We start from the raw sequence: 19,012 nt of genomic DNA on the forward strand, positions 1-19,012 counted from the left end.
TTGCCGCGATAAAACAGTTGTTTTATCGATTCGACCCATTTGGCCTGCGCTGTTGCCTGTCGTCCGGGGCTGGGTGTGGTTATAATCGACCACTTTATGAGCAAGAAGCGCGTTATGCAGCTGGTTCGAGGTCTCCACAACCTGCGCCCCGAGCATCGGGGCTGCGTCGCCACTATTGGCAACTTTGACGGTGTTCACCGTGGCCACCAGGCTATCCTGGCTCGGCTGCGCGAGCGTGCGGTCGAGTTGGGCGTGCCCAGCTGCGTGGTGATTTTTGAGCCACAACCGCGGGAGTTCTTTACCCCGGAAACGGCGCCGGCACGCTTGGCGCGCTTGCGGGACAAGTTGCAGCTGTTGGCGGAGGAGGGCGTGGACCGTGTCCTCTGCCTGGCATTCAACCAGCGTTTGCGCAGCCTCAGCGCCGCCGAGTTCGTCGACCGCATCCTGGTGGACGGCTTGGGTGTGCAGCACCTGGAGGTCGGCGACGACTTCCATTTCGGTTGTGACCGGGTCGGGGATTTCGATTTCCTGCAACATGCCGGTGTGAATCAGGGTTTCACTGTCGAGGCCGCGCAAACCGTCGAACTGGACGGCCTGCGCGTGAGCAGCACCCAGGTGCGTAACGCCCTGGCCGCCGCCGACTTCGACCTGGCCGAGCGTTTGCTCGGCCGCCCGTTCCGCATTGCCGGACGGGTATTGCACGGCCAGAAGCTGGCGCGCCAATTGGGCACGCCAACCGCAAACGTGCAACTCAAGCGCCGTCGTGTGCCGCTGACCGGGGTTTACCTGGTAAGTGTCGACATCGATGGCCAATCGTGGCCGGGAGTCGCCAATATAGGCGTCAGACCCACGGTTGCAGGTGATGGCAAGGCCCACCTGGAAGTTCACCTTTTGGATTTTGCCGGTGATTTATACGACCGGCGTTTGACGGTGGTTTTCCACCAGAAGCTGCGTGAAGAGCAGCGTTTCGCCTCCCTGGAGGCGTTGAAAACGGCGATCAATGCGGATGTCGCCGCCGCCCGTGCACTAGCCGCACCTAGCGCCCATCGCTAACCGAAGAGCCTTAAATGACCGACTATAAAGCCACGCTAAACCTTCCGGACACCGCCTTCCCAATGAAGGCCGGCCTGCCACAGCGCGAACCGCAGATCCTGCAGCGCTGGGACAGTATTGGCCTGTACGGAAAGTTGCGCGAAATTGGCAAGGATCGTCCGAAGTTCGTCCTGCACGACGGCCCTCCTTATGCCAACGGCACGATTCACATCGGTCACGCGCTGAACAAGATTCTCAAGGACATGATCCTGCGCTCCAAGACCCTGTCGGGCTTCGACGCGCCGTATGTCCCGGGTTGGGACTGCCACGGCCTGCCGATCGAGCACAAAGTCGAAGTGACTTACGGCAAGAACCTGGGCGCGGACAAGACCCGCGAACTGTGCCGTGCCTACGCCGCCGAGCAGATCGAAGGGCAGAAGTCTGAATTCATCCGCCTGGGTGTGCTCGGCGAGTGGGACAACCCCTACAAGACCATGAACTTCAAGAACGAGGCCGGTGAAATCCGCGCCTTGGCCGAAATCGTCAAAGGCGGTTTCGTGTTCAAGGGCCTCAAGCCCGTGAACTGGTGCTTCGACTGCGGTTCGGCCTTGGCCGAAGCGGAAGTGGAGTACGAAGACAAGAAGTCCTCGACCATCGACGTAGCCTTCCCGATCGCCGACGACGCCAAGCTGGCCGAGGCTTTCGGCCTGGCAAGCCTGAGCAAGCCAGCGGCCATCGTGATCTGGACCACCACCCCGTGGACCATCCCGGCCAACCAGGCGCTGAACGTGCACCCGGAATTCACCTACGCCCTGGTGGACGTTGGTGATCGCCTGCTGGTGCTGGCCGAGGAAATGGTCGAGTCGTGCCTGGCGCGTTACGAGCTGCAAGGTTCGGTGATCGCTACCACCACGGGTTCCGCGCTGGAGCTGATCAACTTCCGTCACCCGTTCTATGACCGTCTGTCGCCGGTGTACCTGGCGGACTACGTGGAGCTGGGCGCCGGCACTGGCATTGTTCACTCTGCGCCCGCCTATGGCGTAGACGACTTCGTGACCTGCAAAGCCTATGGCATGGTCAACGACGACATTCTGAATCCAGTGCAAAGCAATGGCGTGTACGCGCCGTCCCTGGAGTTCTTCGGCGGCCAGTTCATCTTCAAGGCCAACCAGCCGATCATCGACAAGCTCTCGGAAGTCGGCGCGCTGTTGCACACCGAAACCATCAAGCACAGCTACATGCACTGCTGGCGCCACAAGACCCCGCTGATCTACCGCGCCACTGCGCAGTGGTTTATCGGTATGGACAAAGAGCCGACCAGCGGCGATACCCTGCGTAACCGCGCGATCAAGGCCATCGAAGACACCACGTTCGTTCCGGCCTGGGGCCAGGCGCGCCTGCATTCGATGATCGCCAATCGTCCGGACTGGTGCATCTCCCGCCAACGTAACTGGGGCGTGCCGATTCCGTTCTTCCTGAACAAGGAAAGCGGCGAGCTGCATCCTCGCACCGTCGAACTGATGGAGCTTGTGGCCCAGCGCGTTGAGCAGGAAGGTATCGAAGCCTGGTTCAAGCTGGACGCCGCCGAGCTGTTGGGCGATGAAGCGCCGCTGTACGACAAGATCAGCGACACCCTCGACGTGTGGTTCGATTCGGGCACCACTCACTGGCACGTGCTGCGTGGCTCGCATCCGATGGGTCACGAGGCCGGCCCGCGCGCCGACCTGTACCTGGAAGGTTCGGACCAACACCGTGGCTGGTTCCACTCGTCGCTGCTGACCGGTTGCGCCATCGACGACCACGCACCGTACCGCGAACTGCTGACCCACGGTTTCACCGTCGACGAGAACGGCCGCAAGATGTCCAAATCCCTGGGCAACGTGATTGCGCCGCAAAAGGTCAATGACACCCTGGGCGCCGACATCATGCGTCTGTGGGTGGCCTCGACTGACTATTCGGGTGAGATGGCTGTTTCGGAGCAGATCCTGCAACGCAGCGCCGACGCCTATCGTCGTATCCGCAATACCGCGCGCTTCATGCTGTCGAACCTGACCGGTTTCAACCCGGCCACCGACCTGCTGCCGGCCGAAGACATGCTCGCGCTGGACCGTTGGGCCGTGGACCGTACCCTGTTGCTGCAGCGTGAGTTGCAAGAGCACTACGGCGAATACCGCTTCTGGAATGTCTACTCCAAGATCCACAACTTCTGCGTGCAGGAGCTGGGCGGTTTCTACCTCGACATCATCAAGGACCGCCAGTACACCACCGGCGCCAACAGCAAAGCTCGCCGTTCGGCGCAGACCGCGCTGTACCACATCAGCGAAGCGCTGGTGCGCTGGATCGCACCGATCCTGGCGTTCACCGCCGACGAGCTGTGGGAATACCTGCCGGGCGAGCGTAACGAGTCCGTCATGCTCAACACCTGGTACGAAGGCTTGACCGAACTGCCGGCCGACTTCGAACTGGGCCGCGAGTACTGGGCGGGCGTCATGGCCGTCAAGGTTGCGGTGAACAAGGAACTGGAAGTCCAGCGTGCGGCCAAGGCCGTGGGTGGCAACCTGCAAGCCGAAGTCACCCTGTTTGCCGAGGATGGCCTGACTGCTGACCTGGCCAAGCTGAGCAACGAACTGCGCTTCGTACTGATCACCTCCACCGCGAGCCTGGCACCTTTCGCCCAGGCCCCGGCAGATGCCGTGGTCACCGAGGTACCGGGCCTGAAGCTCAAGGTGGTGAAATCGGCCTTCCCTAAATGCGCCCGTTGCTGGCACTGCCGTGAAGATGTCGGTGTGAACCCTGAGCACCCGGAAATCTGCGGTCGTTGTGTCGATAACATCAGCGGTGAAGGCGAGGTTCGCCACTATGCCTAATGCAGCCAGTCGTTTCGGACGTCTGGGCTGGCTCGTACTGAGCCTGCTGGTGCTGGTTATTGACCAGGTCAGCAAGGCTCACTTCGAGGGCTCCCTGGAAATGTTCCAGCAAATCGTGGTGATTCCGGATTACTTCAGCTGGACCCTGGCCTACAACACTGGCGCCGCCTTCAGCTTCCTCGCTGACGGCGGCGGCTGGCAGCGCTGGCTGTTCGCGGTGATCGCCCTTGTGGTCAGTGCCGTGCTGGTGGTGTGGCTAAAGCGCCTGGGTCGCGACGACACCTGGCTGGCTATCGCGCTGGCCCTGGTGTTGGGCGGCGCGCTGGGTAACCTGTATGACCGCATCGCCCTGGGCCATGTGATCGACTTCATCCTGGTGCACTGGCAGAACCGCCACTACTTCCCTGCGTTCAACTTTGCCGACAGCGCCATCACCGTTGGTGCAATCATGCTGGCGCTGGATATGTTCAAGAGCAAGAAAACCGGAGAAACCGTCAATGACTGATCAGGTATTGGCTGAGCAACGCATCGGCCAGAACACGGAAGTCACTTTGCATTTCGCATTGCGCCTGGAGAATGGCGACACGGTAGACAGCACCTTCGACAAAGCCCCGGCGACCTTCAAGGTTGGTGACGGTAACCTGCTGCCTGGTTTTGAAGCGGCATTGTTCGGGTTCAAGGCGGGCGACAAGCGCAACCTGCAGATCCTGCCGGAAAACGCCTTCGGCCAACCCAACCCGCAAAACGTGCAGATCATCCCGCGTTCGCAGTTCGAGGGTATGGACCTGTCGGAAGGTTTGCTGGTGATCTTCAATGATGCGGCGAATACTGAACTGCCCGGCGTGGTAAAAGCTTTCGATGACACGCAAGTGACCATCGACTTCAACCATCCGTTGGCCGGTAAAACCTTGACGTTTGATGTTGAAATCATCGACGTTAAAGCGCTCTAACTGACGAAACCGGTTCCTGTGGGGCTGGCTTGTGTGGGAGCTGGCTTGCCTGCGATAGCATCACCTCGGTGTACCTGATACATCGAGACGTTTGCATCGCGGGCAAGCCCGCTCATACAGACGCTTATTCTATAGAGCTGAGTTGATCCAATTTCTTGGCCTGCAAGGCACGAGGCACAGCATGCAAATCAAACTCGCCAACCCCCGTGGCTTCTGCGCTGGCGTGGACCGGGCGATCGAAATCGTCAACCGCGCCTTGGAAGTCTTCGGGCCGCCGATTTATGTGCGCCACGAAGTCGTGCATAACAAGTTCGTGGTCGAAGACCTGCGCGCACGCGGTGCGATCTTTGTCGAAGAGCTCGACCAGGTACCCGACGACGTTATCGTCATCTTCAGTGCCCATGGCGTGTCCCAGGCCGTACGTACCGAAGCGGCCGGCCGTGGCCTAAAAGTGTTCGATGCCACCTGTCCGCTGGTGACCAAGGTGCACATCGAAGTGGCGCGCTATAGCCGCGACGGTCGCGAATGCATCCTGATCGGCCATGCCGGTCACCCGGAAGTCGAAGGCACCATGGGCCAGTACGACGCCAGCAACGGCGGCGCCATCTACCTGGTTGAAGACGAAAAAGACGTCGCCAACTTGCAGGTGCACAATCCCGACCGCCTGGCTTTCGTTACCCAGACCACCTTGTCCATGGACGATACCAGCCGCGTCATCGATGCCCTGCGCACGCGTTTCCCGGTCATTGGCGGCCCACGCAAGGATGACATCTGCTACGCCACGCAAAACCGTCAGGATGCGGTCAAGCAACTGGCGAATGAGTGTGATGTTGTGCTGGTGGTCGGCAGCCCTAACAGTTCCAACTCCAACCGCTTGCGTGAGCTGGCCGAACGCATGGCCACGCCGGCGTACTTGATCGACGGTGCCGAAGACATGCAGCGCAGCTGGTTCGATGGCGTTGAGCGTATCGGCATCACGGCGGGTGCCTCCGCTCCGGAAGTGCTGGTGCGCGGTGTGATCCAACAGTTGCAAGCCTGGGGTGCTACCGGCGCCGATGAGCTGGCGGGTCGTGAAGAAAACATCACGTTCTCGATGCCCAAGGAACTGCGGGTCCGCTCGCTGCTCTGACGGCCAGGGTGCTGGAATAGCCTCGGCATAAGGCCTGTTCGGTCTTGTCACTGCGCAGGCTGACGCGCCCGCTGGGGGCCAGCACGATCTGATACAGGCTCTGTGCCTGGTCCTTGCCACACACATGCACGGTGCCGGCACGAAATCCCCCGCCGGCGAACACTGGCTCCCCCAGGCCGCTGAAGCGCACCTGGCTCGTAACCGGGCCATTACCGGCGACCGGCACGCGCCCATTGCTCTCGCGCTCCAGCAATACCGGATTGTCGTCATCCAGGTGGCCGCGCCCACTCACATCCAGTATCACGCGCCATCCCAGGCTCCAGTCCTCGTCCTTTGCATGAATGACCACCGCCCGGTTACGCGCGATGGCCTCGGTGCGTGCGTAGCGCAGCCCGGAGGCAAGTGCTTGGGCCACGTTTTGTCGTTGCTGCGATTCATGTAAACCCTTGAAACCGGGTACGGCCAGTTGCGCGAGGAAACTGGTGACGATCAGCCCCAGCAACATCTCAATCAGGGTGAAACCTTCTTGTTTCATGTGCGTTCCCTCCTTGGGCACGAGTAGGTTTTTTAGGTATAGCGCTTGGTCGTTGGCGCTGGATGATGGCCTTTATGTCCAAAGTATTTCCCTTTGTTCCGGGAGCAGCGCCGCTCGAAAACCGACGCTAGTCTTGGGTCGCACAGCAGGTCTTGCCTGCTTTTTTTCACCGGCCTTCGACATGGATGACGACGCAAATGCCAGCCTGCCAGAACCGATTCCTGCGCGTTGCGCACTCGCGCCAATCCGGCATGACGCTGGTCGAGGTGCTGGTAGCGCTGTTGATTTTGGCGATCGGCCTGATGGGCGCTGCGGTGCTGCAACTCAACGCGCTCAAGTACACCAACAGCGCCAGGATGACCAGCAAAGCCAGTTTTATTGCCTATGACATGCTCGACCGCATTCGCACCAATGCTGGCGCCGATTACACATGGGGCAGGGCGGAGTTGGCGCCGCCCAACACTGCCACCGCCAGCGTGCGTGACCTCGACCTGCACGATTTCGAGGCCAATATCACGGGTTTTGCCGGCGAGGATGCCAAAGGTTCAGTGGTGGTGAACGGGCAAGAGGTCACCATCAGCATCAGTTGGGCGGATGCCCGAGCAGCAAACCGCCCAGGGGCGCGGGAAACCTTCACCCTGACCAGTCGAATCAGTAATGAACAGGGAGTGTCGCAATGAAGCGTCTTGGGCGAGGTTTCAGTCTGGTGGAAGTGTTGCTGGCGCTTGCCATCGGGTTGATCTTGATACTGGGGGCGAGCCAGATACTGATCAGTTCGCGGTTGACCCATGCCAGCCAGCAGGCCGCCATGCTGCTGCAGGATGATGCGCGGTTTGTGCTGAGCAAGATCACCCAGGATATTCGCCAGGCAGGCATGCTGGGGTGTTTGGCCGTGGCCGCTATCGACAATGCTCCGGCTGCCTTTGATCGGCCGATAAGCTGGGAAGCTGCGGGGAGTGCGAAGTCACTGACGCTGGTGACCGCGAATGTCGGCGATGGCGTCGGCAAGACTGACTGGACAGTGTTGTCCGACTGCAAGGAGGCGGCCAGGGCTTATGCAGGCACACCACCCGGAGCCGAACCCGGCCAACTTCGCTTTGGCATACGCCAACTTACCTACACCTACGAATCGGGTCAGTTGAAGATCAGTACCCCGGCAGCACCGGCCAAGGCAGTATTGATGGATAACGTGCGGGCATTCGACGTCAGCTTCGGCATGGCGGCCACCTCGGTATCGACAGTTGTGGTGCGCTATGACAGCCATCCGGCCGATGAGTCGCTGATACGCAGCGTGCGCATTCTCATGACCCTTCAAGATCCCTCTGGGCGGGTGAAGGACCAGACCTACAGTGTCGTGGCGGCACTGCGAAATCGGCTGGGGTAGGGGCAATGACCATGCAGGGCGGTATCCATATGCGGCAGGCCGGGACGGTGCTGCTGATCAGTCTGGTGTTCCTGTTGGTGCTGTCGCAGGTGGGGCTGTCCTCGATACAGGCTGCGGTCTCCCAGCAAAAAGTCGCGAGCAGCCTCTGGCATCGCAATCAATCGTTTCAATCTGCCGAAAGCGGCCTGAGGTTGGGGGAATCGGCCGTGCAAAAGGTTGGCCAGGCGATGCCTGTCTGCCACTCGATCACCCGTTGTGCGCCGCCTGCTGAAGCGTTTTCCTTGACGGCGGCCGGGACGAACCCTGTCTCGGCGATCACCTGGCTTGCCTTGAAGAATGGGTTTTATGGCATTCAATCCCTCGGCGAGGGTGAAGGGCTGGCTCATTTGCCGTCCCATTCCCTGGCCACGCTTTTTCGAGTCACTTCGGTCGGTCTCGCGGGGCAATCGCGCACGGTGCTGGAGACGGTCTATGCCCGTGTAGAGGAGGGCGGCCGCGTCAGGTTTCGACGGGTCTTATGGCGGCAACTTCAATAAGGAGCAATCGGATGGGCAAGGAGAGCCAGGGTTTTACCCTGATTGAGTTACTGATCGTCGTGGCGATCATCGCGTTGCTGGCCGGGATTGCGTATCCCGGGTACCTCAGCCAGGTGAAGAAGGCGTATCGGGCGCAGATCGTCGCGTTGTTGAGCGAACAGGCCCAGCAACTGGAGCGTTCTTATACGAGGAATGGCACTTTTATTGATGCAGGCGACGTCAGCGCGGGCAATGATCATTATAGAATCAGTGCCGTCCTCAACCCTCAGGATTTTGACCTGCTCGCCACACCCGCTGCGGACTCGGTCATGGCGAACGACGAGTGCGCAGCATTCAGCTTGACCAGCACCGGTATGCGCGGCAACCCGGGAGCAGGGCCTGAAATGTCGCCCAAGGTCTGCTGGGGGCAAGGATGAGCGTACTTGAAGCGTGGGCGCCGGGCGCGCCTTTCCCTGTTTATCGGCTGGATCAAATGATGGCTAAGCAACAGCAAGTAGTGATTGTCGGCGGCGGAGTAATCGGTCTGTTGACGGCGTACAACCTCGCCAGTGAGGGCCAGGCGGTCACGCTGCTGGAGCGCGGTGGGCTTGGGCAAGAGGCTTCCTGGGCGGGCGGTGGGATTGTCTCGCCGTTGTACCCGTGGCGCTATAGCCAGGCGGTCACTGCCTTGGCCCATTGGTCCCAGGATTTTTACCCTCAACTGGCGCAACGGCTATTTGCTGCTACCGGCGTCGATCCGGAGGTACATACCACGGGTTTGTATTGGCTCGACCTGGATGACGAAGCGCAAGCACTGGCCTGGGCTGCCCGTGAAGGGCGACCGTTGAGCAAGGTGGATGTATCGGCGGCCCATGACGCGGTGCCGGTGCTGGGGGGTGGCTACTCCCAGGCGATCTACATGGCCAACGTGGCCAATATTCGCAACCCGCGCCTGGTCAAATCATTGAAGGCGGCGCTGCTGGCGTTGCCGAACGTGACGATTCGCGAGCAATGCGATGTGTCGGGCTTTGTACTCGGCGGCGGCAGGGTGGTGGGTGTGAATACCGCTACGGGCCACGTTTTGGGGGATCACGTGGTGCTCGCGGCCGGCGCCTGGAGCGGGCAACTGCTGGATACGCTGGGCTTGGGGCTACCCGTGGAGCCGGTTAAAGGCCAGATGATCCTGTACAAATGCGCGTCCGATTTTTTATCCAGCATGGTCCTGGCCAAGGGGCGTTATGCGATCCCGCGGCGGGATGGGCACATCCTGATCGGCAGCACGTTGGAGTATGAGGGATTCGACAAGACGCCGACCGACACCGCGCTTGAAAGCCTCAAGGCATCTGCGCAGGAACTGATTCCCGCCTTGACGGACGCCGAAGTGGTCGGGCATTGGGCCGGTTTGCGGCCTGGCTCACCCGAAGGTATACCGTTTATCGGTGAGGTCCCTGGCTTCAGGGGGCTGTGGCTCAATTGTGGGCATTACCGCAATGGTCTGGTACTCGCACCGGCATCTTGCCAGTTGTTCACCGATTTGCTGCTGGCGCGGGCTCCGATCATCGATCCAGCGCCTTACGCCCCCGCAGGTCGCCTCAACGCTGGATAGACTTTGGCCCTTGTTCCAGGTGCGCCTGGGTGCAGTACCATTCCTGACGTGAGCTCAGTGCGCGGTCCTGCGGCAGGTGCACGCCACAGTGAGCGCAACGCACCATCAGGGCTGCATCCGGCTCGGCAGGCCGTTGCTGACGGGAGGCAGGGTTTTTGAATTTGCGCCAGAACCATACCGCGGCAGCAATGACGGCAATCCAGAACAGTAGACGAAGCATGATGGGCAGTTTCTCGACAAGGAATGCGCCAGTTTAGCCAAGGTGGTCACGGGCGCACAGGGCAATAAATACTCGCTCATAAAAAAGGGAGCTCCTTCAGAGCTCCCTTTTGCGTTGCGTCGAACAATCAGTCGAACACACCGAAGGTCATGTAGCTGAACCACGAACGGTCCTGGTTGTCGCCCAGGGCTTGCGGCTCTTCTTCTTCGATCACATCGCCGTTCTCGTCGTGCGGCTTGAGCTCCGAAGGAATGGCGTCCTTGGCGTCCTGGTACTGCTTGATCACGTCCTGGTTGGCGCGGGTTTCACCCGGCGGCAGCGGTGGACGGGACTCGATCAGGCCTAGGGTGTACTTGCTCAGCCACGAACGGTTGTCCGCTTCGTCAACCTGAGGCACGAACTGGCCGTCTTTCAGGCTAGGGTGGTCAGGGTAGTTGAGCTTCAGGGTTTCCAGGCTGGTAGTCGCGAGGGTGTCCAGGTGCAGACGCTGGTAAGCCTCGGTCATCACGGCCAGGCCGTCACCCACGGACGGGGTTTCCTGGAAGTTTTCCACCACGTAGCGGCCACGGTTGGCTGCGGCCACATAAGCCTGTCGGGTCAGGTAGTAGTGGGCCACGTGGATCTCGTACGAAGCCAGCAGGTTGCGCAGGTAGATCATGCGCTGCTTGGCGTCCGGCGCATAGCGGCTGTTGGGGTAGCGGCTGGTCAGCTGGGCGAACTCGTTATAGGAGTCGCGGGCAGCACCCGGGTCGCGCTTGGTCATGTCCAGCGGCAGGAAGCGCGCCAGCAGGCCAACATCCTGGTCGAACGAGGTCAGGCCCTTCATGTAGTAGGCGTAGTCCACGTTCGGGTGCTGCGGGTGCAGGCGGATGAAACGCTCGGCAGCGGACTTGGCAGCTTCCGGCTCGGCGTTCTTGTAGTTGGCGTAGATCAGCTCAAGCTGGGCCTGGTCGGCATAGCGGCCGAACGGGTAACGCGACTCCAATGCCTTCAGCTTCGCTGTGGCGCTGGTGAAGCTATTATTGTCCAAGTCTGTCTGAGCTTGCTGGTACAGCTCGACTTCGCTCAGGTTTTCGTCGACGACGTCCTTTGTTGACGAGCAAGCAGCAGTCATGGCGAGGATGGCGATCAGCAGCAGGTGTTTCACTTGCATGGCGGCTTGCGTCCCTATGACGGCCGCTGTCTTGGGCGGGGCCGTCCTGTTATGATGAGCGCCCCGTTGGAAGCCTCGGGGCAAAAGACGCCGTATTTAACCACAAGCGCGCAGCCGAAACCAAAGGCTACGCCACGCCTAGTCTGAGCATGTCCGATAAAATTGAACTTCGCGCAGAGGTGCCGTCCGAATTGGGCGGCCAACGCCTCGATCAAGTCGCCGCACAATTATTCGCTGAGCACTCGCGCTCGCGCCTTTCCGCCTGGATCAAAGACGGCCGCCTGACTGTGGATGGAGCGGTTATCCGCCCGCGAGACATAGTCCATGGCGGTGCGATTCTTGAGCTGACTGCCGAGCAGGAAGCCCAGGGAGAATGGGTTGCCCAGGACATCGAGCTGGATATCGTCTATGAAGACGACGACATCCTGGTCATCAACAAACCCGCGGGCCTGGTGGTTCACCCGGCCGCCGGGCACGCTGATGGCACCTTGCTCAATGCCCTGTTGCACCACGTGCCGGACATCATCAATGTGCCGCGCTGCGGCATCGTGCACCGTCTGGACAAGGACACCACCGGCCTTATGGTGGTAGCCAAGACCATTCAGGCGCAGACGCAACTGGTTACGCAATTGCAGAGCCGTAGCGTCAGCCGCATCTATGAGTGCATTGTGATCGGCGTCGTTGTGGCCGGTGGCAAAATCAACGCGCCCATTGGTCGTCACGGCCAGCAGCGCCAGCGTATGGCGGTGATGGAGGGCGGCAAGCAGGCCGTCAGCCACTACCGTGTGCTGGAGCGTTTCCGCTCCCACACCCATGTGCGGGTCAAGCTGGAAACCGGGCGTACCCACCAGATTCGCGTGCACATGGCGCACATCAACTTTCCGTTGGTCGGCGACCCAGCCTACGGTGGCCGCTTCCGTATTCCGCCGGCGGCCAGCCAGACCATGGTTGAGTCGCTCAAGACGTTCCCGCGCCAGGCACTGCATGCACGCTTCCTGGAACTGGATCATCCGACGAGCGGTAAGCGCATGAGCTGGGAATCGCCACTTCCAGACGATCTGGTCTGGCTGCTTTCGCTTCTCAAGCAGGATCGCGAGGCGTTTGTCGGATGAATGACTGGCTGATACCTGACTGGCCCGCGCCGGCCCGGGTAAAAGCCTGCGTCACCACCCGTGCGGGCGGCGTCAGCCTGGCGCCGTTCGACAGCCTCAACCTGGGCGATCATGTCGAGGACAGCCTTGAGGCCGTCCTTGAAAATCGTCGTCGCCTGAGTGACGCCTTCGATATCCAGCCTGCCTGGTTGCGTCAAGTCCATGGCACTCAGGTGGTTGAGGCCGATCCGGGCCGTACTGTCGAGGCAGACGGCAGTTGGACCAGCACCGCTGGCATCGCCTGCACATCCATGACCGCCGATTGCCTGCCTGCGCTGTTCTGTAATCGAGCGGGCACCCGCGTTGCTGCAGCCCATGCCGGTTGGCGTGGCTTGGCCGCTGGGGTGCTGGAGGCCGCGTTCGAAAGCCTGGATAGCGCTCCCGCAGACGTTCTGGTCTGGCTCGGCCCTGCCATTGGCCCGCAAGCCTTCGAAGTTGGCCCGGAGGTGCGTGAAGTGTTCATGCAGCAACTGCCGGCCACCGCTGAAGCCTTTGTTCCCAGCCACAACGCTGGCAAGTTCATGGCCGACATCTACCAGCTGGCGCGTCTGCGTCTGGGAGTGCGCGGTGTTTCCGCTGTGTATGGTGGCGGTTTGTGCACTGTGACCGACCCGCGTTTCTTTTCTTATCGCCGCAGCCCGCGTACGGGCCGATTCGCCTCCCTTATCTGGCTTGAACGCTAGACTGTCCTGACCTGTATCAACCGTCCGCCGCTTGAAACGCCCAGAATCCACCCCATCTATAAGGGTATCTGGCAGGTTTCTTCATTCAGGATGTGTTTGTTCATAGCTCCGGCCTGCTCAAAAGGAAGGTGACTAATGCGTATTGATCGTTTAACCAGCAAATTACAGTTGGCCTTGTCCGACTCTCAATCCTTGGCGGTGGGCCTCGACCACCCGGCCATTGAACCTGCGCACTTGATGCAGGCACTCCTGGAACAGCAAGGTGGTTCTATCAAACCCTTGCTGATGCAGGTGGGCTTTGACGTTAACAGCCTGCGCAAGGAGTTGAGCAAAGAGCTCGACCAACTGCCGAAAATCCAGAATCCCACCGGTGACGTGAATATGTCCCAGGATCTGGCGCGCCTGCTCAACCAGGCCGACCGCCTGGCCCAGCAGAAAGGTGACCAGTTCATCTCCAGCGAACTGGTGCTGCTCGCCGCCATGGACGACAACAGCAAGCTCGGCAAATTGTTGCTGGGCCAGGGCGTGAGCAAGAAAGCCCTGGAAAACGCCATCAACAACCTGCGTGGCGGCGAGGCGGTGAACGACCCTAACCATGAGGAGTCGCGCCAGGCCTTGGACAAATACACCGTAGACCTGACCAAGCGTGCCGAAGAAGGCAAGCTGGACCCGGTGATCGGCCGTGACGACGAGATTCGTCGCACCATCCAGGTGTTGCAACGTCGCACCAAGAACAACCCGGTGTTGATCGGTGAACCTGGCGTGGGTAAAACCGCGATTGCCGAGGGCTTGGCCCAGCGCATCATTAATGGTGAAGTGCCAGACGGCCTCAAAGGCAAGCGCCTGCTGTCTCTGGATATGGGCTCGCTGATTGCCGGTGCCAAGTTCCGGGGTGAGTTCGAAGAGCGCCTCAAATCCTTGCTTAACGAATTGTCGAAGCAGGAAGGGCAGATCATTCTGTTTATCGACGAATTGCACACCATGGTCGGCGCCGGTAAGGGCGAAGGCTCCATGGACGCCGGCAACATGCTCAAGCCCGCCTTGGCGCGGGGTGAGTTGCACTGCGTCGGCGCTACTACGCTCAACGAATACCGTCAGTACATCGAAAAGGACGCAGCCCTTGAGCGTCGCTTCCAGAAAGTGCTGGTGGAAGAACCGAGCGAAGAAGACACCATCGCGATCCTGCGTGGCCTGAAAGAGCGCTATGAGGTCCACCATAAGGTGGCGATCACCGACGGTGCGATCATTGCGGCGGCCAAATTGAGCCATCGCTATATCACCGATCGCCAGTTGCCGGACAAGGCTATCGACCTGATCGACGAAGCGGCCAGCCGCATCCGTATGGAGATCGATTCCAAGCCGGAAGTGCTGGATCGCCTGGATCGGCGCCTGATTCAACTGAAAGTCGAATCCCAGGCGTTGAAGAAAGAAGAAGACGAAGCGGCCAAGAAGCGCCTGGAAAAACTCCAGGAAGAAATTGTCCGCCTGGAACGTGAGTATTCGGACCTCGAAGAAATCTGGACCTCGGAAAAAGCCGAAGTACAGGGTTCGGCGCAGATCCAGCAAAAGATCGAGCAGTCTCGCCAGGAACTTGAAGCGGCGCGCCGCAAAGGCGACCTGAACCGCATGGCCGAGTTGCAGTATGGGGTGATCCCGGACCTGGAACGCAGCCTGCAGATGGTCGACCAGCACGGCAAGCCTGAAAACCAGTTGCTGCGCAGCAAGGTGACGGAGGAAGAAATTGCCGAAGTAGTCTCCAAGTGGACCGGTATTCCTGTGTCTAAGATGCTCGAAGGCGAGCGCGACAAGTTGCTGAAGATGGAAAGCCTGTTGCATCAGCGCGTCATCGGCCAGGAAGAGGCCGTGGTGGCGGTGTCCAACGCGGTACGGCGTTCCCGGGCAGGTTTGTCCGACCCGAACCGTCCAAGCGGCTCGTTCATGTTCCTCGGCCCGACCGGTGTGGGTAAGACCGAGTTGTGCAAGGCCCTGGCCGAGTTCCTCTTTGATACTGAAGAGGCCATGGTGCGGATCGATATGTCCGAATTCATGGAGAAACACTCGGTGGCTCGCCTTATCGGCGCACCGCCAGGCTATGTAGGCTATGAAGAGGGCGGTTATCTGACCGAAGCCGTGCGGCGCAAGCCTTACTCGGTGATCCTGCTGGATGAGGTCGAGAAGGCGCACCCGGATGTGTTCAACATCTTGCTGCAGGTGCTGGAGGATGGTCGCTTGACGGACAGCCACGGGCGTACGGTGGACTTCCGCAATACGGTGATCGTGATGACTTCCAACCTGGGGTCGGCACAGATCCAGGAATTGGTGGGTGATCGTGAAGCTCAGCGTGCGGCGGTGATGGACGCGTTGACCACGCACTTCCGTCCGGAATTCATCAACCGGGTCGATGAAGTGGTGATCTTCGAGCCTCTGGCGCGGGATCAGATCGCGGGCATCACCGAGATCCAGTTGGGCCGCCTGCGTAGCCGTCTGGCTGAGCGCGAACTGGACCTTGAGCTGAGCGGCGAAGCGTTGGACAAGCTGATCGCGGTCGGTTACGACCCGGTGTATGGCGCACGGCCACTCAAACGTGCGATCCAGCGCTGGATCGAGAACCCACTGGCGCAGCTGATTCTGTCGGGCAGCTTTATGCCTGGCACCCGCGTCACGGCGACGGTGAAAGACGACGAAATCGTCTTCCATTAAGCCCTGCGCTTGGCGCAACCATAGAAGGCCCCGCATTGCGGGGCCTTTTTTTTCGATAGGGCGTTGAACTGTAAGGCAAAGGCTTGTAAAGTGCGCCCCGCAGCAACGTCAGCCCACGGGTTTCTTCTCCCCAAGAAGAAATCAGAAAGAAGCGCAAATCATTGTCTTAAAAGCAATTTAAAGGGTTGACAGGGGTTTTTAAGATTGTAGAATAGCGCGCCTCAGAGACGCTAACGTAGCGATACGGACAGGGTCGAAGAGGAAGCAACACAGCAGTAACTTTGAAATATGTAGTTCCGTGATAGCTCAGTCGGTAGAGCAAATGACTGTTAATCATTGGGTCCCAGGTTCGAGTCCTGGTCACGGAGCCAATTTCAAACCGGGGTATAGCGCAGTCCGGTAGCGCGCCTGCTTTGGGAGCAGGATGTCGGGAGTTCGAATCCCCCTACCCCGACCATATTTGGGTCGTTAGCTCAGTTGGTAGAGCAGTTGGCTTTTAACCAATTGGTCGTAGGTTCGAATCCCACACGACCCACCATTTTTGAGACCAGTTAACGCTGGAATCGAATCTTAAGATCAGAGGCCAAAAGCGCTGATCGAAGAAGGCGACTGAAAGGTCGCCTTTTTATTACCGGGGTATAGCGCAGTCCGGTAGCGCGCCTGCTTTGGGAGCAGGATGTCGGGAGTTCGAATCCCCCTACCCCGACCATATTAAAAATCCTCGTATCGAAAGATACGGGGATTTTTTTTGTGCTCGCGAATCCTGAATTCTCCGCAAAACAAATGTGGGAGCAAGCCCGCTCCCACATTTGCCAGGCCTCCTTCGAGACCAGGTTGTTAGTGCAATTTAAGGCGTGGCTCGGTGCCGCGGCCGATCTTGCTGCCCAGCATCAGCATCGCCGTGCGGAAGAACCCATACAGCGCCATCTGGTGCATGCGGTACAGCGACACGTAGAACATCCGCGCCAGCCAGCCTTCCAGCATCACACTGCCCGTCAAGTTGCCCATCAGGTTACCCACCGCGGAAAAGCGCGACAGCGAGATCAGCGAGCCGTAGTCGGTGTACGTGTAGGTCGGCAGCTCCTTGCCTTCAATCCGCAGCTTGAGCGATTTGGCCAGCAGCGACGCCTGTTGGTGAGCCGCTTGGGCCCGTGGCGGCACATTGCGGTCGGTGCCCGGTTGCGGGCAGGCGGCGCAATCACCAAAGGCGAAGATATTTTCGTCGCGGGTGGTTTGCAGAGTTTGCAGGACTTGCAGTTGGTTGATGCGGTTGGTTTCCAGACCGTCGATGTCCTTGAGGAAACCGGGTGCGCGGATACCGGCCGCCCAGACCTTGAGGCTGGCCGGAATCACCTGGCCGCTGCTAGTGATCAAGGCATCGGCAGTTACTTCACTGACCGCCGAGTTGGTCAGTACCGTCACCCCTAGTTTTTCCAGGGTCTTGTGCACTGGCCCACCGATCCGCTCCGGCAGTGCAGGCAATACCCGCGGGCCGGCTTCGATCAGGGTGATGTGCATGTTTTCCGGCTTGATACGATCCAGGCCATAGGCGGCCAGTTCATGGGCGGCGTTATGCAGCTCGGCGGCCAGCTCGACCCCGGTGGCACCGGCACCCACGATGGCGACGCTAATCTGTTCAACGGCGTCGGTCTGCCCGGCATGGGCGCGCAGGTAGTGGTTGAGCAGTTGCTGATGGAAGCGCTCGGCCTGCTTGCGGGTATCGAGGAACAGGCAGTGTTGCGCTGCGCCCTCAGTGCCGAAGTCGTTGGTAGTGCTGCCTACCGCAATCACCAGGCTGTCATAGCCCAGCACGCGGGCAGGCACCAGTTCGCGGCCTTCTTCGTCGAGAGTGGCGGCCAGCTGGATTTTCTTCTGCTCACGGTCAAGCCCGCTCATGCGCCCCAGCTGGAACTCGAAGTGGTTCCATTTCGCCTGGGCAACATAGTTGAGTTCGTCTTCAGATGAGTTCAGTGAGCCGGCCGCGACTTCGTGCAGTAACGGCTTCCAGATGTGGGTCAGGTTGGTGTCGACCAGCGTGATGCTGGCCTTGCCACGCTTGCCCAGAGTCTTACCCAGGCGGGTAGCCAACTCCAGGCCGCCGGCACCGCCGCCGACGATGATAATACGATGGGTCATGGGGATATCTCGCAAGGCTAAAAGAAATCGGAGCAGTTACCCTCGCGAGCGCCAGGCGGCTCATAGCGTCAGGTAACTCAATAGGCGGCTCAGCGCACCGAGCCCGATTACCACGACCAGCACCACGCAGAGGAGCAGCCACGGCCGGAAAGGCTTGCGCTCGACTCTGTGCTGGGAAAGTCGCAGGTACTCTTCGACACGCTCTTGGTCATCGGGTTTCAGGCGGCTGGTCATAAAGGCCTCGTCAGGTAGACGTTGCAAAGGGGCGCCACGTTACAGCCAGGGGCATCAAAGGCTGATGCCGACATCAAACACTATGCTGCGGCCCAGGTTGTTGCGCAAGAAATCCGGTGCGTCCGGGTGCGCGAACAACACGCGGGCGAAGGTTGGACCCACCAGTGACAGCGAGCGCCAGCCCTGGCGCAGGTATTCGGTCGGCGGCGGAAAATGGCTGTTGAGGTCCAGTACTTCGCGCTTGAGGCTGGTAAACGCAATGAGGTCCAGCTCCCCCAAGTCCATCCCGCGCTCTTTATAGTTGTGGGCTTTTTTACGCAGTGTGGGGGCCAGGCGCAGGAGGAATTCATGGGCGGGGATTCGCCGTGGCTTGGCTTCGCGCCGTACCAGTTGGCTCAAGGAGAAAGCACTGCGTCTGCGCAGCAACTCATCGCGCCACTCGTCGTTCAGGCGGCGGCCCTCATCCAACACAAAAAAGACCTCGAAGCTGGCGTCGCGAAACAGCACGTCGGGCGGCTCCTGGCCCGCTGCGTGGAATTCTTCGACACGGTAGGGCACATTCAAGCCTTGTAACAGGCGCTGGCAGACCCAACGCTCACGCTCCCACTTGCGGGCATTGGACAGAAACGCATTGGCTTGTTCGGCTGCTACGGTGAGCAGGCGCAAATAATCTGAGTCATCCATAGTCGCAGCTTAGCGTTCAAATGATGACCACAG

The 19,012-nt window shown here is 60.0% G+C and carries 19 protein-coding genes and 4 tRNA genes; 17 read left to right on the top strand and 6 right to left on the bottom strand.

From position 1 onward, the window contains the following. Nucleotides 1-114 precede the first annotated feature (114 nt). From ribF to ispH, 5 genes are all read left to right on the top strand, one after another. Nucleotides 115-1,053, top strand: a complete 939-nt coding sequence (ribF, locus tag GIW79_RS01635) for a bifunctional riboflavin kinase/FAD synthetase (RefSeq protein WP_003188404.1) — start codon at nt 115-117, stop codon at nt 1,051-1,053. Nucleotides 1,054-1,067: 14 nt separating this feature from the next. After that, nucleotides 1,068-3,899 (top strand): isoleucine--tRNA ligase, encoded by a 2,832-nt coding sequence (ileS, locus tag GIW79_RS01640; protein ID WP_034128059.1) that lies wholly within the window; start codon nt 1,068-1,070, stop codon nt 3,897-3,899. Continuing rightward, a complete protein-coding gene (lspA, locus tag GIW79_RS01645) occupies nt 3,892-4,404 on the top strand; it encodes a signal peptidase II (protein ID WP_034128058.1) in 513 nt (170 codons plus the stop codon). The genes ileS and lspA overlap by 8 nt, the downstream gene beginning before the upstream one ends. A gap of 7 nt (nt 4,405-4,411) precedes the next feature. Further along, nucleotides 4,412-4,849 carry an FKBP-type peptidyl-prolyl cis-trans isomerase gene (locus GIW79_RS01650; RefSeq protein WP_169918885.1) on the top strand — a complete coding sequence of 146 codons (438 nt, stop codon included), beginning with the start codon at nt 4,412-4,414 and terminating at the stop codon, nt 4,847-4,849. A 181-nt stretch (nt 4,850-5,030) separates the two neighbouring features. Further along, nucleotides 5,031-5,978, top strand: coding sequence for a 4-hydroxy-3-methylbut-2-enyl diphosphate reductase (gene ispH / locus GIW79_RS01655; protein ID WP_236452347.1), 948 nt, complete (start codon nt 5,031-5,033; stop codon nt 5,976-5,978). Here ispH and GIW79_RS01660 read toward each other — a convergent pair. After that, nucleotides 5,932-6,513, bottom strand: coding sequence for a GspH/FimT family pseudopilin (locus GIW79_RS01660; RefSeq protein ID WP_034128057.1), 582 nt, complete (start codon nt 6,511-6,513; stop codon nt 5,932-5,934). The two genes, ispH and GIW79_RS01660, sit on opposite strands and share 47 nt — an antisense overlap. A 197-nt stretch (nt 6,514-6,710) precedes the next feature. On the opposite strand from GIW79_RS01660, the gene pilV reads away from it, so the two are divergent. Genes pilV through thiO form a run of 5 tightly spaced genes read left to right on the top strand, consistent with a single transcriptional unit; the run spans nt 6,711 to nt 10,018 of the window. Next, a complete protein-coding gene (gene pilV / locus GIW79_RS01665) occupies nt 6,711-7,193 on the top strand; it encodes a type IV pilus modification protein PilV (protein ID WP_236452346.1) in 483 nt (160 codons plus the stop codon). After that, on the top strand, nt 7,190-7,897 hold the full coding sequence (locus tag GIW79_RS01670) for a PilW family protein (protein WP_072447008.1): 708 nt from the start codon (nt 7,190-7,192) through the stop codon (nt 7,895-7,897). Before pilV ends, GIW79_RS01670 begins: the two co-directional genes overlap by 4 nt. Nucleotides 7,898-7,902: 5 nt before the next feature. Beyond that, on the top strand, nt 7,903-8,433 hold the full coding sequence (locus tag GIW79_RS01675; protein ID WP_236452345.1) for a pilus assembly PilX family protein: 531 nt from the start codon (nt 7,903-7,905) through the stop codon (nt 8,431-8,433). Nucleotides 8,434-8,444: 11 nt separating this feature from the next. Further along, nucleotides 8,445-8,849, top strand: a complete 405-nt coding sequence (locus tag GIW79_RS01680) for a type IV pilin protein (RefSeq protein ID WP_034128053.1) — start codon at nt 8,445-8,447, stop codon at nt 8,847-8,849. Nucleotides 8,850-8,908: 59 nt separating this feature from the next. Beyond that, nucleotides 8,909-10,018: a glycine oxidase ThiO gene (thiO, locus tag GIW79_RS01685; protein WP_054896886.1), complete on the top strand. Its 1,110-nt coding sequence runs from the start codon at nt 8,909-8,911 to the stop codon at nt 10,016-10,018. Here the strand turns inward: thiO and GIW79_RS01690 are convergent. Beyond that, nucleotides 10,005-10,238, bottom strand: coding sequence for a PP0621 family protein (locus tag GIW79_RS01690; RefSeq protein ID WP_034128051.1), 234 nt, complete (start codon nt 10,236-10,238; stop codon nt 10,005-10,007). The two genes, thiO and GIW79_RS01690, sit on opposite strands and share 14 nt — an antisense overlap. Before the next feature lie 127 nt (nt 10,239-10,365). Then, nucleotides 10,366-11,391 carry an outer membrane protein assembly factor BamD gene (locus GIW79_RS01695; RefSeq protein WP_034128050.1) on the bottom strand — a complete coding sequence of 342 codons (1,026 nt, stop codon included), beginning with the start codon at nt 11,389-11,391 and terminating at the stop codon, nt 10,366-10,368. 149 nt (nt 11,392-11,540) lie between these two features. Here GIW79_RS01695 and rluD point away from each other — a divergent pair, with 149 nt between their 5' ends. From rluD to GIW79_RS01730, 7 genes are all read left to right on the top strand, one after another. Then, nucleotides 11,541-12,503, top strand: a complete 963-nt coding sequence (rluD, locus tag GIW79_RS01700; RefSeq protein ID WP_003188422.1) for a 23S rRNA pseudouridine(1911/1915/1917) synthase RluD — start codon at nt 11,541-11,543, stop codon at nt 12,501-12,503. Then, nucleotides 12,500-13,225, top strand: a complete 726-nt coding sequence (gene pgeF, locus GIW79_RS01705) for a peptidoglycan editing factor PgeF (RefSeq protein WP_034128049.1) — start codon at nt 12,500-12,502, stop codon at nt 13,223-13,225. Before rluD ends, pgeF begins: the two co-directional genes overlap by 4 nt. 135 nt (nt 13,226-13,360) lie before the next feature. Continuing rightward, nucleotides 13,361-15,925 carry an ATP-dependent chaperone ClpB gene (gene clpB / locus GIW79_RS01710; RefSeq protein WP_003188426.1) on the top strand — a complete coding sequence of 855 codons (2,565 nt, stop codon included), beginning with the start codon at nt 13,361-13,363 and terminating at the stop codon, nt 15,923-15,925. 295 nt (nt 15,926-16,220) lie between these two features. Next, nucleotides 16,221-16,296, top strand: a tRNA-Asn gene (locus tag GIW79_RS01715). A gap of 9 nt (nt 16,297-16,305) precedes the next feature. After that, nucleotides 16,306-16,382 (top strand) — tRNA-Pro (locus tag GIW79_RS01720). Nucleotides 16,383-16,387: 5 nt separating this feature from the next. After that, a tRNA-Lys gene (locus tag GIW79_RS01725) sits at nt 16,388-16,463 on the top strand. Between the two features lie 94 nt (nt 16,464-16,557). Continuing rightward, nucleotides 16,558-16,634, top strand: a tRNA-Pro gene (locus GIW79_RS01730). 128 nt (nt 16,635-16,762) lie between these two features. On the opposite strand, the gene GIW79_RS01735 is transcribed toward GIW79_RS01730, so the two are convergent. From GIW79_RS01735 to GIW79_RS01745, 3 genes are read right to left on the bottom strand one after another with little or no spacing between them, the layout of a single operon-like run. Beyond that, nucleotides 16,763-18,061 (bottom strand): NAD(P)/FAD-dependent oxidoreductase, encoded by a 1,299-nt coding sequence (locus GIW79_RS01735; RefSeq protein WP_032903990.1) that lies wholly within the window; start codon nt 18,059-18,061, stop codon nt 16,763-16,765. Between the two features lie 60 nt (nt 18,062-18,121). After that, a complete protein-coding gene (locus GIW79_RS01740; protein WP_034126248.1) occupies nt 18,122-18,295 on the bottom strand; it encodes a DUF3094 family protein in 174 nt (57 codons plus the stop codon). Nucleotides 18,296-18,349: 54 nt separating this feature from the next. Further along, a complete protein-coding gene (locus tag GIW79_RS01745) occupies nt 18,350-18,979 on the bottom strand; it encodes a DUF1780 domain-containing protein (protein ID WP_003188431.1) in 630 nt (209 codons plus the stop codon). Nucleotides 18,980-19,012: the final 33 nt, after the last annotated feature.

It is taken from the genome of Pseudomonas sp. PA-7-1E, from assembly GCF_021605325.1.
Lineage (GTDB): Bacteria > Pseudomonadota > Gammaproteobacteria > Pseudomonadales > Pseudomonadaceae > Aquipseudomonas > Aquipseudomonas fluorescens_BV.

Coding starts and splice junctions, on each gene's coding strand:
- GIW79_RS01670 (WP_072447008.1), top strand. CDS start 7,190: ATGAAGCGTCTTGGGCGAGGTTTCAGTCTGGTGGAAGTGTTGCTGGCG.
- GIW79_RS01690 (WP_034128051.1), bottom strand. CDS start 10,238: ATGCTTCGTCTACTGTTCTGGATTGCCGTCATTGCTGCCGCGGTATGG.
- rluD (WP_003188422.1), top strand. CDS start 11,541: ATGTCCGATAAAATTGAACTTCGCGCAGAGGTGCCGTCCGAATTGGGC.
- GIW79_RS01695 (WP_034128050.1), bottom strand. CDS start 11,391: ATGCAAGTGAAACACCTGCTGCTGATCGCCATCCTCGCCATGACTGCT.
- GIW79_RS01675 (WP_236452345.1), top strand. CDS start 7,903: ATGACCATGCAGGGCGGTATCCATATGCGGCAGGCCGGGACGGTGCTG.
- thiO (WP_054896886.1), top strand. CDS start 8,909: ATGGCTAAGCAACAGCAAGTAGTGATTGTCGGCGGCGGAGTAATCGGT.
- pgeF (WP_034128049.1), top strand. CDS start 12,500: ATGAATGACTGGCTGATACCTGACTGGCCCGCGCCGGCCCGGGTAAAA.
- GIW79_RS01735 (WP_032903990.1), bottom strand. CDS start 18,061: ATGACCCATCGTATTATCATCGTCGGCGGCGGTGCCGGCGGCCTGGAG.
- GIW79_RS01680 (WP_034128053.1), top strand. CDS start 8,445: ATGGGCAAGGAGAGCCAGGGTTTTACCCTGATTGAGTTACTGATCGTC.
- ispH (WP_236452347.1), top strand. CDS start 5,031: ATGCAAATCAAACTCGCCAACCCCCGTGGCTTCTGCGCTGGCGTGGAC.
- pilV (WP_236452346.1), top strand. CDS start 6,711: ATGCCAGCCTGCCAGAACCGATTCCTGCGCGTTGCGCACTCGCGCCAA.
- clpB (WP_003188426.1), top strand. CDS start 13,361: ATGCGTATTGATCGTTTAACCAGCAAATTACAGTTGGCCTTGTCCGAC.
- ribF (WP_003188404.1), top strand. CDS start 115: ATGCAGCTGGTTCGAGGTCTCCACAACCTGCGCCCCGAGCATCGGGGC.
- GIW79_RS01745 (WP_003188431.1), bottom strand. CDS start 18,979: ATGGATGACTCAGATTATTTGCGCCTGCTCACCGTAGCAGCCGAACAA.
- GIW79_RS01740 (WP_034126248.1), bottom strand. CDS start 18,295: ATGACCAGCCGCCTGAAACCCGATGACCAAGAGCGTGTCGAAGAGTAC.
- lspA (WP_034128058.1), top strand. CDS start 3,892: ATGCCTAATGCAGCCAGTCGTTTCGGACGTCTGGGCTGGCTCGTACTG.
- GIW79_RS01660 (WP_034128057.1), bottom strand. CDS start 6,513: ATGAAACAAGAAGGTTTCACCCTGATTGAGATGTTGCTGGGGCTGATC.
- ileS (WP_034128059.1), top strand. CDS start 1,068: ATGACCGACTATAAAGCCACGCTAAACCTTCCGGACACCGCCTTCCCA.